This window comes from Corynebacterium callunae (genome assembly GCF_046592015.1).
In the GTDB taxonomy this organism is placed as follows: domain Bacteria; phylum Actinomycetota; class Actinomycetes; order Mycobacteriales; family Mycobacteriaceae; genus Corynebacterium; species Corynebacterium callunae_A.
Genome location: NZ_JAWVOB010000001.1, coordinates 139,511 through 152,711, shown reverse-complemented (window position 1 = coordinate 152,711; position 13,201 = coordinate 139,511). Strand labels below are relative to the sequence as shown.

At 51.8% G+C, this 13,201-nt stretch carries 15 protein-coding genes; 3 read left to right on the top strand and 12 right to left on the bottom strand.

Going from position 1 to position 13,201, the window contains the following annotated elements:
- Positions 1 to 74: 74 nt before the first annotated feature.
- The gene (locus tag SFC07_RS00735; RefSeq protein WP_411206316.1) at positions 75 to 371 is read left to right on the top strand and encodes a hypothetical protein; all 297 of its coding nucleotides are present in this window, start codon (positions 75 to 77) and stop codon (positions 369 to 371) included.
- A 177-nt stretch (positions 372 to 548) separates the two neighbouring features.
- On the opposite strand, the gene lepA is transcribed toward SFC07_RS00735, so the two are convergent.
- Entirely contained in the window at positions 549 to 2,396 is a 1,848-nt protein-coding gene (gene lepA / locus SFC07_RS00730) for a translation elongation factor 4 (RefSeq protein ID WP_411206315.1), read from the bottom strand.
- Between the two features lie 237 nt (positions 2,397 to 2,633).
- Here lepA and SFC07_RS00725 point away from each other — a divergent pair, with 237 nt between their 5' ends.
- Both SFC07_RS00725 and rpsT read left to right on the top strand, forming a co-directional pair.
- Positions 2,634 to 3,239, top strand: coding sequence for a type II toxin-antitoxin system PemK/MazF family toxin (locus SFC07_RS00725; protein WP_411206314.1), 606 nt, complete (start codon positions 2,634 to 2,636; stop codon positions 3,237 to 3,239).
- Positions 3,240 to 3,437: 198 nt separating this feature from the next.
- Positions 3,438 to 3,701 (top strand): 30S ribosomal protein S20, encoded by a 264-nt coding sequence (gene rpsT / locus SFC07_RS00720; RefSeq protein ID WP_411206313.1) that lies wholly within the window; start codon positions 3,438 to 3,440, stop codon positions 3,699 to 3,701.
- Positions 3,702 to 3,754: 53 nt separating this feature from the next.
- On the opposite strand, the gene SFC07_RS00715 is transcribed toward rpsT, so the two are convergent.
- From SFC07_RS00715 to SFC07_RS00665, 11 genes are all read right to left on the bottom strand, one after another.
- Entirely contained in the window at positions 3,755 to 4,426 is a 672-nt protein-coding gene (locus tag SFC07_RS00715; RefSeq protein ID WP_411206312.1) for a LysE family translocator, read from the bottom strand.
- Between the two features lie 4 nt (positions 4,427 to 4,430).
- Positions 4,431 to 4,832, bottom strand: coding sequence for an ankyrin repeat domain-containing protein (locus SFC07_RS00710; RefSeq protein WP_411206311.1), 402 nt, complete (start codon positions 4,830 to 4,832; stop codon positions 4,431 to 4,433).
- 43 nt (positions 4,833 to 4,875) lie between these two features.
- The gene (gene holA, locus SFC07_RS00705) at positions 4,876 to 5,823 is read right to left on the bottom strand and encodes a DNA polymerase III subunit delta (RefSeq protein ID WP_411206750.1); all 948 of its coding nucleotides are present in this window, start codon (positions 5,821 to 5,823) and stop codon (positions 4,876 to 4,878) included.
- Between the two features lie 55 nt (positions 5,824 to 5,878).
- Positions 5,879 to 7,531, bottom strand: coding sequence for a ComEC/Rec2 family competence protein (locus SFC07_RS00700; protein WP_411206310.1), 1,653 nt, complete (start codon positions 7,529 to 7,531; stop codon positions 5,879 to 5,881).
- Positions 7,528 to 8,199 carry a ComEA family DNA-binding protein gene (locus SFC07_RS00695; protein WP_411206309.1) on the bottom strand — a complete coding sequence of 224 codons (672 nt, stop codon included), beginning with the start codon at positions 8,197 to 8,199 and terminating at the stop codon, positions 7,528 to 7,530. Before SFC07_RS00695 ends, SFC07_RS00700 begins: the two co-directional genes overlap by 4 nt.
- 63 nt (positions 8,200 to 8,262) lie before the next feature.
- Positions 8,263 to 9,087: a DegV family protein gene (locus SFC07_RS00690; RefSeq protein WP_411206749.1), complete on the bottom strand. Its 825-nt coding sequence runs from the start codon at positions 9,085 to 9,087 to the stop codon at positions 8,263 to 8,265.
- Between the two features lie 30 nt (positions 9,088 to 9,117).
- Positions 9,118 to 9,828: a histidine phosphatase family protein gene (locus SFC07_RS00685; protein ID WP_411206308.1), complete on the bottom strand. Its 711-nt coding sequence runs from the start codon at positions 9,826 to 9,828 to the stop codon at positions 9,118 to 9,120.
- A 13-nt stretch (positions 9,829 to 9,841) separates the two neighbouring features.
- On the bottom strand, positions 9,842 to 10,315 hold the full coding sequence (rsfS, locus tag SFC07_RS00680) for a ribosome silencing factor (protein ID WP_411206307.1): 474 nt from the start codon (positions 10,313 to 10,315) through the stop codon (positions 9,842 to 9,844).
- A 170-nt stretch (positions 10,316 to 10,485) separates the two neighbouring features.
- On the bottom strand, positions 10,486 to 11,151 hold the full coding sequence (gene nadD, locus SFC07_RS00675) for a nicotinate-nucleotide adenylyltransferase (RefSeq protein WP_411206306.1): 666 nt from the start codon (positions 11,149 to 11,151) through the stop codon (positions 10,486 to 10,488).
- A gap of 55 nt (positions 11,152 to 11,206) precedes the next feature.
- Positions 11,207 to 12,157, bottom strand: a complete 951-nt coding sequence (locus tag SFC07_RS00670; RefSeq protein ID WP_411206305.1) for a hypothetical protein — start codon at positions 12,155 to 12,157, stop codon at positions 11,207 to 11,209.
- Between the two features lie 85 nt (positions 12,158 to 12,242).
- A complete protein-coding gene (locus tag SFC07_RS00665) occupies positions 12,243 to 13,154 on the bottom strand; it encodes a hypothetical protein (protein WP_411206304.1) in 912 nt (303 codons plus the stop codon).
- Positions 13,155 to 13,201 lie beyond the last annotated feature (47 nt).

Genomic DNA, 13,201 nt, shown 5'->3' with positions numbered 1-13,201 from the left:
CGTATGCGCATTGAGGTCATGCTTGGCCTGCTATGGCAAACCTCGCACATGCTCACCGATGATCTCTTTTTGATTTGGATATCCTCGGCGATCCCGATCGCGACATTGCCGAAACCCAGGTGCTCTCCATGCTCCCGGCACACTTTGCCGAGCACTATGACCTGGAATTCGCGCGCCGCTTTTTGGTGTGCGTGGTCGAGGTTTCCCAATCCCTGACTAGCAAGAGCGTTTTGCCCAAAACCGTCGCCCACGCTTTGGCTTTACATGTCCTTTTTGAACAAGCCACTTTCTATGGGGAGTTCTACAATCTACCTCTCCCCCTCAAATGGCGCGAAAACCTCAACAAGCTGGTGTTCCTCAAGGCTTTGTAGAGCCAGCAGCCAGTAGCCCTCACCACGGATTTGCACATCCTGCACCATGATTTCCTGTGGTGGTTCACCCCGCTGCACAATGACAATCTGGCTTCGCCTTATACAACCGACCAATAAGGCGCTTTTCGACGCCGCAAAGCCCCGCTGAAAATAAGATTTCAGCGGGGCTTTAGGTTTTTAGGCCTCGTCGGTGGACAGCGCTGCGACGAATGCTTCCTGTGGGACTTCCACAGAACCGATATTCTTCATGCGCTTCTTACCGGCTTTCTGCTTTTCCAACAGTTTGCGCTTACGGGAAATATCGCCACCGTAGCACTTGGCCAAAACGTCCTTACGTAGGGCGCGAATATTTTCACGAGCAATAACCTTGGCACCAATAGCTGCCTGTACGGGAACCTCAAATTGCTGACGTGGAATTAGTGACTTCAACTTCACAGTCATCTTATTGCCGTACCACTGTGCATTATCACGGTGCACGATAGCAGAGAATGCATCCACTGGCTCACCCTGCAGCAAGATATCAACCTTAACCAGATCCGCCTGCTGCTCGCCAGCTTCCTCATAGTTCAGGGAGGCATATCCCTTGGTGCGAGACTTCAACATGTCAAAGAAGTCAAAGATAATCTCACCCAATGGCATCACATAGCGCAGTTCCACGCGATCCTCAGAGAGGTAATCCATACCTCCCATTTGGCCACGCTTGGTCTGACACAATTCCATGGTGGGACCAACAAATTCAGAAGGCACAATGATGGTGACCTTCACAATTGGCTCATAGACCTCACGCAGTTTACCGCCTGGCCAATCTGAAGGATTGTGCACACGATATTCCTTGCCCGCTTCATCCACCACGCGGTAATTCACCGATGGTGCAGTCGAAATAAGATCCAGACCAAATTCGCGCTCGAGGCGGTCACGAGTAATTTCCATGTGCAGCAAGCCCAAGAAGCCACAGCGGAAACCAAAGCCCAAGGCCACGGAGGTCTCTGGCTCATAGGTCAAGGAGGCGTCATTAAGCTGCAGCTTTTCCAGTGCGTCACGCAAATCAGGGAAATCTGCCTGAGAAATTGGGAAGAGACCGGAGTACACCATAGGGTTGGGATCTTCATAACCCTTGAGTGCTTCTTCGGCACCATGGACAGCAGAGGTGACAGTATCGCCAACCTTGGACTGGCGCACGTCCTTCACACCAGTAATAAGGTATCCAACCTCGCCAGGACCTAAGCCATCACATTTTTTGGGAGTGGGGCTCACGATGCCGATTTCCAGCAATTCGTGGGTGGCACCGGTAGACATCATCTTGATCTTTTGACGTGGGGTCAAACGGCCATCCATCACACGCACGTAGGTGACCACGCCACGGTAGGTGTCATAGACAGAGTCAAAAATCATTGCACGTGCTGGTGCATCATCAGAAATGCCGCGGGAAGGAGAAGGAATAAGTTCCACAACCTTATCCAGCAGTTCTGGCACACCAACACCAGTTTTTCCGGATACGCGCAAAACATCTTCTGGCTCACAGCCGACAATATTGGCGATCTCGAGAGCGTACTTATCAGGATCTGCTGCAGGCAGGTCAATCTTGTTAAGGACGGGAATGATCGTAAGATCATTTTCCATGGCCAGGTAGAGGTTAGCCAGGGTCTGAGCTTCAATACCTTGAGCTGCATCGACGAGCAGAATTGCACCTTCACAAGCTTCCAAGGCACGGGAAACCTCATAGGTGAAGTCCACGTGGCCCGGGGTATCGATCATTTGCATGACGATTTCCTGGCCTTCGTATTCACCACTGCGTGGAATCCAAGGCAGGCGAACATTTTGCGCCTTGATGGTGATGCCACGCTCGCGCTCGATGTCCATATTGTCCAGGTACTGATCACGCATATCGCGTGCATCTACAACATTAGAGAGCTGCAGAATACGGTCGGCGAGTGTTGATTTACCGTGGTCAATGTGGGCAATGATGCAGAAGTTACGGATCTGTGACGGATCCGTAAAGGTCTTTTCTGCAAATTTCTCTGCCATATGCGTTAGTGGTCCCTTCAATTAAATATCGAAGTCCTACTCTACCTGAGCATTCCCCAGCTGTTAAACAGCCGTAGCAGTCGTGGTGAGCATTGCATTTCCGGAAAGTAAATTACCCCTAAACTCACCCCCTAAAAGGTAACGAATGGCCATTGCTTGCGATATTCCTTTAACAAACCCAAAATGAAAAAACAGGGTTTAGATAGAAGACCCACTTCGAATCAAAGGTGAGATGCAATGAGCTCCACGCTCGCACGCAAAGCTTCAGGCAAGGGAAAAGGCAAGCCTGGCTTGATCAAGCGCGCTGTTCGTTTTCTCACCCATCCCCCACACAAGCAGGTCGACAATAGTTTGGCCCATATTCGTGAAGGCTTGGGCATCGGGGAAACAACACCAGCTACCGGTGAATCCAAAGACGCAGCTGCGACCATATTCCATGAAGCAACGGAAATTACGGTTGTACCAAGTGAGTCCATGGCGCGCATGCTTTTTTATGCGCCCGATATGGATGGCCAAGCAGATCCTGGTGAAGTGGTATGGATTTGGGCGCCAGCTGAAGGCCCAGGAATGCCACCCCGTGAACGCGCGATGATGGTTGTTGGTCGCAATCGCAGTTCTATCTTGGGACTTCTTGTCTCCTGCAATCCAGAGCACCGCGGTGAAGAATCATGGATCGATATTGGAGCCGGTGGTTGGGATCCTCGCGGACGTCAAAGTTGGGTTCGTCTCGACCGCGTTTTAGAGGTCTCTGAACTGGGAATTCGCCGTCAGGGCACGGTTATCCCCAAGAGCCGTTTTGAAAGAGTGGCTAATCGCCTGCGCAGCGATTTTGGTTGGGTCTAAGCGGTTTTGGGTTTTACCCCCAATACCTGCTATTGTTGACTGCTGTTGTCCATTGTGGAATTTGAGTTTGTTGGTGACATACGAACAGGACCTTGGGTTCGTAGCACGGCAGGCCAAGTAGAAGAAAAATCTGCAGGAGAAACAATCTGCAATGGGTTTGTACACAACTTTAACTAGAAAGTTCAAGAGGTAACTTCGATGGCAAACATCAAGTCACAGATCAAGCGTATCAAGACCAACGAGAAGGCACGTCTGCGTAACCAGGCTGTTCGTTCTGCAGTTCGTACCGAGATCCGCAAGTTCAACGCCACCATTGAGGCTGGCGACAAGGGTGCAGCTGAGACCCAGCTCCGCGTTGCATCCCGCGCACTGGACAAGGCAGTCACCAAGGGTGTCTTCCACCGCAACAGCGCTGCAAACAAGAAGTCCAACATGGCACGTGCTTTCAATAAGCTTGGCTAATTTTGCTTCTTAAAATGCGGTGTTCATTTCATGTGAAATGAACACCGCATTTTTTATTTGATGAGATGGATCGCACCTTCATAAATTAGGGCAATGCCAGCCAGAACAAAGACGACACCGGCAAGCAGATCAAACCACGGGCCATTGCGCAGCACTGCTTTGCGGATCTTCTCTGTGGACACAAAAACACAAATGGTGGAAAACACCACGAAGGTCTGCAGCAAAATAGCCACCACAATGCCCACCGCCAATAGGGGCGAAGGATGCGCTGGCATTAAAGGCGCCAAAATAGCGGCAAAGTACATCACCACCTTGGGGTTTGAAAGGTTGGTGGCAATACCTTGGCGATAAACCTGAGCATGAGTGCCCAAAAGTTCGGTGGCATCTGGAATAGGCCGAGCCGCGGCGTGAAACCGGAAGGAGCGTGCGTCGAAAAGCTCAGGTAACGCTGAGCGCAACATGCGGTACCCCATCCAGGTTAGGTAGCTGCCGCCCACCAGTTGGATGAGGCCCAGGATTGAGGGGTAGGTGGACAGCAGGGCTGCTGCGCCTACCACGGTGAGTGTCACCCACACGCTCAGGCCGGTGATGATGCCGGCCACGCCAGCTATGGCGTGAGAGCGTGAGTGGGTGGCCAGGCGCAGGAGGAAGAAGGTGTCTGGCCCCGGCGACAAACTGCCGACGATATTAAGCAGAATGAGGGTGCCAAATGCAGTCCATGCCACGGGTCTATGACCCGAAGCGGGCTACGAGGTCCTCTCGACCAAACATTTTCGCAGTATCCACCGCCGTGGGGGTACCTGCCAAAGGATCAGCGCCTGCTGCCAACAATGCCTCGATGACGCCATCTTCCTTCTTAAAAATGGCTCCCGCCAGTGGCGCCTGATTACGGCCATTAACGCGGTTAACGTCAGCACCAAGTTTGATCAAGGTTTGGACTACATCTTCATGCCCGGCATAGGCTGCCAACATCAACAAGGTATTGCCATCTTGATTGGAGAGGTTTACATCCACTCCATTTTCAATATATGCCTGCAGCGTTTGCACAGCTTCTGCTCCGCCTTCGCGTGCCAGTCCAAAAATCTTGTTTACAAGTTCCTGCACATCATCTGGTAATTGGGATTGCGTCATAATGGCCTATCTTACCCATGTGGCAGGTGGCCACCCAGGTGGCCTACTTGCGCGCCAATTCTGCTATTCGACGCACCGCTGACTCAATGGCAAACTCGGCATCGCCGTTTTGGCCTTTAACTGCTGCATCGAGATCAGCCATCAAAATCACGGCATCACTGACCGCGTCTCCTGACCATTGACGTGCTTGTTTAGCCACTTTTTCCACGACAAACGGCGGCATGCCCAATTCCCCGGCGAGCTGATTGCTATTAATGCGCCCGCGGGTGGAATAGAGCCTTGCGATCTGTCCTACTTTCATGCTGAGTGCTGCGGCTAGAGCAACTGGACTAGTGCCCAATTGCAAAGCACGCCGGGTGCTGGCAACTGCTTTTGAGAGCTGGCCTGCGCAGGCAAGATCTGCCACATCAAAGCCAGAGACCTCTGCAACACCCACATAATAGGCACGCACCTTGGCCACAGTGACATCTCCACCGGTATCTGCCACCAACTGGTCTACTGCCGAGGCAAGTTCACGCAGATCAGAACCCACGCCTTCGAGCAGTGCATGCACCACATCAGGGGTGACCTTGACATTGTGGTTTCTAAACTCTTGCTGCACCCAGGACGGGCGCTCGCGATCTTTGAGCTTAAAGGCCTCATGCACGGTGCTGATTTTTTCCAGCTTTTTCACCATGGCTTTGGTACGGCCACCGCCAGAATGCACAATCACCATATAAATTCCCGGTGCTGGGTCTAGGGCTGCGGCGAGCACTAAATCAGCTGCTTCTTGGCCAGCTTGATCCATATTGGTCAGCACAACCAGGCGGTCTTCGGCAAAAAGTGAAGGGCTTAGAAGATCCAGCAACTCACCTTTGGTTACCTCACCAGCTTTCATGGTGGTGACCTGAATTGCCTCAGCATTAGCAGAGCTCTCGCGGATTTCCGCAACGATTTTTAGGCGCGCGCGTTCTGCAAGAAATTCATCATCACCGAGGATGAGATGAACCATGGGACGAGGTGAGGTGATTGCTGGTGACACACCATCTATCGTGCCATAGTGCACCTTAAAAACGCCCGTCGCTAGCATGTTGTGAGCCATCCACATGCAAAGTCACTTCCCCATCGCGCTGCGGATACAACACCGGCACACCATCGGGAGTGATAATTGGCCGCTGCGCAGCCCTGCCGGCAGGATCTGTCACGATGATGAGTTCCGTCCCGGCGGGTACCTGGGAGATTTCTGATTCATGGTCAATAACCACATATTGCAACTGGCTGGGGTCCACCTGAGGCGGCGCCCTATTTCCCCATAATCCCAGCGTGCAGAGTACTAGATAGGCCACGGCCACTATCTTGGCTAACCCATAGTGAAGAGCCACGATGATCCACAAGGCTGCGCACAAAACCCACGCTATGCCCAACCATCCTGCTGGAACCTCCAGGGTGGAGCGCGGTAATTGTTGGCACCGCGTGGCAACCTGAAAAATCCACCAGGTAAAGGGTTCAATAAGTTTCAGCGCAAAAAACTCCAAAGACCCTGGCAGCAGTGATAACACAACGGCAATCAGCCCAATGAGTGTTACGGGAGCAACAGCTGCATCAACCAGGACATTGGCTAGAACTGCAACCATGGAAACCTTGCCCGACATCAACGCAATAATTGGCAAGGTAACCAGATCCGCAGCTATGGCCACCGCAATTGCGCGGATAAGAATATCTGGCCCAGGGAACTTCGCGCAGGCCTTATAGAGCAGCGGAAAGAACAAGATAATTCCGGCAGTGGCGGTTACCGACAAAATAAAACCAAAGTGAATGGCCAGATCGGAATCCCACAAGAGCAGGAAAATCATTGCCAAGCTGAGCCCGTGTATTGGTTCAATGCGGGAGGAATTAAGCACTGCCAATAGGCTCACCATGCCGGTGGCAGCAGCCCGCAAAACACTTGGTTCTCCGCCTACGAGCAGTAGATAAACCCCAAGCACCAGCAGCGCCACTATTACCCGCACCCGCGGGCCGAAGGTAAAGAAGTACAAAACCACCACCACAGAGCTGACCAAGATAGCTACATTACTGCCGCTAACTGCGGATAAATGTGAAAGGCCAGTATCGATATAAAGCTGGGTTTCGCCCACATCTTGGAGGCGTTTGTCTCCCAGCACCATACCTGGGATTAATCCTTGGGAGGACTCCCCCACGGTGTCCACTACTGATGTTTGAAAATTATCGCGTACATTGTTAACCCAAGCCGCATATCCCCGCGGAGGCGCGATCTCCTCCACTGATTGAGCACTCATGATGAATTCCCCAATGCCCACTCGAGTGTCAGCCTCAATTTTTCCAGCCACACTAATCAAGGTGTTCGGCTGCACCTCTTGCTCGCTGTGCAGAAAAACGGGTAAGTCAACCGGATACCCTGGCACCTGCACATTGATTAGTTGTGCACCTGAGTCCAATTTCTTGGTCGAAGTTACGGTGCCATGCACAGGTTGGGAAAGTGTGAAGGCTTTGGCAGTGCTCAGTCGCAGCCATGCCATCAATCCGCCCACCGCCGTCAAGGCTCCCACTAGCAGCGCCTGACCCCACTCTTTGAGCACCATCGCCAAAAGAACGCCTACTAGCACAAGCCCCACGGGAATCGGCCAGCTTTCAGTGAGAATAAGGCTCATTACCACCAGCCATAAAAGTACCGCTGCGGGTAAAAGCCGAAGCTCCCTCATAGGCTTACCGCCGGTTTAATTTGCTCAAATTTGGCTTGGCCAATGCCTTTAACTCCGAGCAGTTCATCAACTGCTCCAAACCCTCCCTGAGCATCGCGGTAGTCAATAATGGCCTGCGCCGTTTTCTCTCCCACCCCGGGAAGGGTGATGAGATCAGCAATGGTGGCTGAATTCAGCGAGATCAGCCCCGTGCCAGCCTCACTGCCTACGCCACCAGCACCGTTCGCGTCAGGAGGTGGTGCTTGTCCAATAGCCAGCACATTAATTTGGGTGCCATCGCTTAAAACCTGCGCCAAATTTAAGGCAGCTACATCAGCATCAGGAAAGGCGCCGGCAGCTGCCAAAGCATCAGCCACACGGTCGCCTTCTTTTAAGGTGACAAGGCCAGGATTGGAAACATGCCCCACTACAGAGACCACAATCTCGGTACTCAACTCAGACGAAGTCGCTGCGCTTGATGCCACCAGCGTGCTCACGCTAGGTGGAGTGGCAGCTTCTTTGTGATAAACCAGCCACCCCACACCAAGTATGACCACAGCAATGGCAGCGATAACGGCATGTTTGAGGGAAATGTGAAACCGTGGCCGGGGATACTCCACACGTAGGAGGTCTTCGGTACCAGTGGGCCTGGTTAAATCCTTTAAACGAGCTAGAACATCGGTTTTCATGCCTGCAGGCTAAACCACCTGCGCGTGAGCGCTGAAAAACCAGGACGGCCCTACTGTGGAAAACTACTTCACAGGAGGTTTAACTGTGGATAACTCCGGCGCCTCATTGCTAAACACGGCAGAAACTGATACCGCGCCAGGGCCTGCATGAACGGCCAAGGTGGGATCAACATCCACAAACATAAAACTAGAGCCTTCTGGCAGGCTGACCTGCAATAATGCCTCTAATTGCTTAGCTGCTTCACGGGCTTCATTTTGGGTGATAGCCACAAAAACAGGCTGTCCCTCAGCTCGGATCTGAGCCATCTCCACCAATTTGGCAAAGGCCTTGGACTGGGTGCGAGTTTTGGCTGCGATCTCCATCCGGCCATCGTGGACCCGCATAATAGGGCGGGTTGCAAGTGCAGTGGACACTACAGCAGTTGCCGCAGAAATACGGCCTGACTTGCGGATCTCATCAATGCGATGCAAATAAATCCAGGTCTCGGAACGGCGCAAAGTATCAACGGCAATGTCATAACACTCCTCTAGGGAAGCGCCGTCTTTGGCTAGCTTGGCCGCAGCCATCGCGGCCGCTCCCACCGCCATTCCAAGCGAGGAGGTATCGACCACGCGCACAGCACCCTCATCAAAGACAGCAGCAGCTGTTACCGCGGCTGACCAGGTGGAAGAAAGCTCCTTGGAAATATGCAGGGCCAAAACGCCCTCATCACCGCCGCGTTCTAATTGACGCGCATAGGCAGCAGCCAATTCCAAGGAGGACAGTCCCGAGGTGGTGCGATCTTCACCATCTTGCATCACATGCAAATTAATGACGCTGATATCTAAATCTTTCGCCACTTCAGGGGGCAAACACGCCGAGGAATCAATAACTACCCGCACTGGCATGGCCACTGACCTCCTCTTTTAAAAACACTTTTATCCGTTGACGCCCATATTCCACCCATCCAAATACCACTGTGCATTGTCCACATTATTGCGGTCAAAGCTAGGTCCAGCGGTATGAACCTGAGTGTTTTTGAGATCCTCTTCAGGATTTTCACTACCTGCATAGTAGCGCGGACGCGCGGTGAGCTGTGCCCAACAGGTATTGCCTAACCCCGAAAACATCGGGTACTGGCTATAGTCCAAATCCAAAAGATTAGAGGTCAGAGCATTAATTGTGCCGCCATGGGCGACAATCAATACGGTGCCATCATTCCAATCATCGAGGGTAACCATAATCTCATCAACAAATTGACGAGCCCGGCGCGCTACCTCAATGCGTGACTCGCCACCTGGCGGCGCCCATTGCGGGTTGTGCCGCCACTGGGCGCGCGCGCCCGGATAAGCCGCATCGATCTCGGAGTGGGTGTGTGCTTGCCACTCACCCAGGTGCGTCTCCCGCAGACGCTTATCGACGCCCACCTCAGCGTCGATAAGCGCCCCGACGGCTTTAGCCGTTTCATAAGCGCGGGTGAGATCCGAGCTGAAGATATGGGTGATGCTTTGCTGTGCCAGGACAGCAGCAGCCCGCTGCGCCTGCAGAATCCCCAGTTCGGACAAATCTGTGTCCAGTTGTCCCTGCATGCGGGAGGTGGCGTTATATTCTGTTTGCCCATGGCGGAGCAAAATCAGGCGGCGAGTCATGCGCTGTTAGTCCTTAGTCTTCTTCGTAGCCAGGCTCATACTCAGCTGGCAGCGGTGGCAGCTCATCAATGGAAGAAATGCTACGCACATCAGCCTCATCAGACCAAGAAGCCTCACGCTTCATGGTCTCAAGGCCTTCAACCTCAATGAGCGGGCAGTCGCGGTAGAGGCGATCAAGGCCATAGAACTCACGCTCAGCCTGACGCTGAACGTGGACAACCACGATGCCATAATCCAGCAGCACCCAGCGGTTCTCGCGGTTGCCTTCACGGCGCTTTGGTTCAAAACCAGCCGCGGTCATTTCGGTTTCGATTTCTTCAACGATGGCGCCGACCTGGCGCTCGTTATCAGCGGATGCCAACACGAAGCAATCGGTGATTGCGATCATGTCGGAAACATCGATAACTGCAATGTCATCGGCGTTCTTCTCATCCGCTGCTTTAGCCGCGATGGACGCGATGCGAATTGACTCATTTAGTGCAGACACAAAATTCCTTAAAACTGCTCATTTAGCTCTTCCCGAGCAGGAAGAACCGACGTCAAGGAGAGATTCCTGGCGTCAACTCCTCCCAGTTTTCCATGAAGCAGGCCCAATCACCTACTTTTCCGCAGAAGTTGAAACTTTTCGACGATCCCCACCCCTGCAAAACCCAGGTTTTAACTTTCGTTTCCGGTGGGATCCATATCCTGATCCGAGCCTTCGGGGCGATAGAGCTGTCGCTTGGCGATGTACTGCACCACCCCATCTGGGACCAAATACCACACTGGTCGATCTTCACTAGCGCGCTCGCGACAGTCGGTGGAAGAAATAGCCATGGCCGGAATATCAATTAGCGATACTCGGTCTTTATGCACCTCAGGAATGATATTGGCATCAAGTTCATAGCCAGGTCTGGTCACGCCCACAAAGTCAGCCAACTCAAAGGTCTTTTCCCAATCCCGCCAGGTAACAATCTGTGCGAGTGCATCAGCACCAGTAATAAAGAATAACTGCGCATCGGGATATTGTTTGCGCAGATCCTGCAGCGTATCGATGGTGTAGGTATCGCCACCGCGATCAATATCCACACGGGAAACGGTAAAACGCGGATTCGAGGCAGTCGCAATAACTGTCATTAAATAGCGGTCTTCGGCAGGACTTACTTTTTTATCTGCTTTTTGCCACGGTTGCCCAGTGGGAACGTACACCACCAAATCTAAATTGAACTGGTCTGCTACTTCAGAGCCTGCCACCAAGTGGCCGTGGTGGATGGGATCAAAGGTTCCACCCATGATGCCGATTCGATGCCGGCGCGGTGCCTTTGTGCTCGCCTGTGAGGTCATGAGAAGGAAGTATAATGTTTCACCCCACTGGCGCTCACAATAAATACACTAAGCCCTAGGCCGCAGCCCCTTTAATCCACGAACCGACCTCGGCGAAGATCTGCTCATCCCAAGAATGTTCTTGGGCAAAATACTGCAAATGAGTTCTGCCATTTCGGGAATTTCCGGTGCTTAATTGTGCACTCACGAGGGAGGATCCACTTGCAGAAAATTGCTCAAAACTACGATCACAAACAATGTCACCCGGAAGACAGTAATTGATCTTAGGAGTACCAGTTGTGGGATCTTCCATGGAACTTAAGAGCCCTCCAGTTGTTGGTTGGTGCCCAATCACTGTTGGATCATCACTTTGCAAAGCGGGGTTCGCAACAAAAAGCGATCCCAGATATTGATCGCGAGCAATAAGTTCTTGTTCCTGTCCATCTAGCACCAACACCCCCTGGGAGAAACCAACGAGGAGATAATCTGGAGTACACCCAGTTTCTCCTTCAAATCGATCGATGGCAGAAATGACATTTTGTCGGCCACTTGAAACAGAGTTGCTAACTGAAATCGCGCTACTTCCCTCGGAGGATAAAGGAAAGGAAGCGGAATATTCGGAATTGGTGAGTCCAAGTACATAAACATCCTTCATCACCGAAGTACCAGTGGTTTCCAGCTGCAGTTGCTCCATCCGAGCAAAAAAGGCTTTGATATTTCTTTCCTCAAAGCCGTTGGAGGTCCACGGAGACTCTGGGCTGTAGCGGGTGGGACGAAATTGTGAATTTTGTTCACTGCCACGAGCGGCAATAGCAACAACGGATGGGCACTCACCCACCTGGGGAGGATCAAAAACCTGATTATAAAGTTCCGGATCTTTCTCTGGTGTGATGGGAATGTAGCTGTTGTCATGGGGATCTATGATGCGGTCCAATAGATCTTCATCACTTGCAAAGGCCTGGCTGGTTCCTCCGAGGATGCTAAGAATTGAGATTGCCCCTACGCATAATGCCTTTTTAAAAAACATCCCGTTCTCCATCTCAATTTCTTCCCTTTGTTAAAGCCGCGATATGAGCTTAATTGAAACTCACTATGGATTACCTTTGATTTAGCTAAGTTTTTGTCTCAGATTCGCTAATCCATGATCCGACCTTCACAAACACCTCTTCATCCCAGGGTTTTTCCTGGATAAAATACTTCAGGTGTTCCCAGCTATCCAAGGCAATTCCAGTGTTAAACAACGATTGCGCCATGGATGATCCTGTTTCAACAAAATTATTTATTGCCCGGTCACAGACCAGATCTTGAGGCAAGCAATAATTGATACGCTTCTCATTTTCTGGAGTGGCATTGCTAGAACTGATTAGGCCGCCACGAATCGGCTGGTGCCCCACCACACTAGGATCTCCGGGTTGAAGCGCTGGGTTTGCAATATAGAGGGATCCTACAAACTGTCCGCGCTTCGTTAATTCTGCTTCTTGGCCCTCAATGACCAAAGAACCTTGGGAATATCCAACTAGTAAATACTGCGAACGGCAACCTGTCTCAGACTCAAATTGATCAATGGTAGAAATTACGCTCGCCCGCCCGCTAGATAAAGATTTACTAAACTCCAATGCGGTGCTTCCAGGCCTATCTAAGGGCATAGATGCTGGATAGCCTTCATCCTCCAGTCCCAGAACATACACATTCTTCATTATTGAAGTTCCGGTTGTCTCCAGGTGGTATTGCTCCAAACGTGCAAAAAATGCCCTAATATTTTCAGCTTCAAATCCATTGGAGGTCCAAGGAGATTCTGGGTGATATCGAGTAGGTCGAATTTTAGAATTCTGCTCACTACCGCGGGCAGCAATCGCTACCACGGCAGGGCATTCCCCATTTTGCGGTGGGTCAAAAACATCCTGATAAAGGTCTTGGTCTTTATCAGGATGAATTAAAATTTCACTGCTGTCCTGCGGATCAGCTAGCTTTTGCAGATAGATCGCATAAGTGGAGGGAACCTGCGACTGCGCAGCGGTCGACATCGCAGCAAGGCTTAGGACTGCCGCAATCCCGGCTTTGAATACAAACT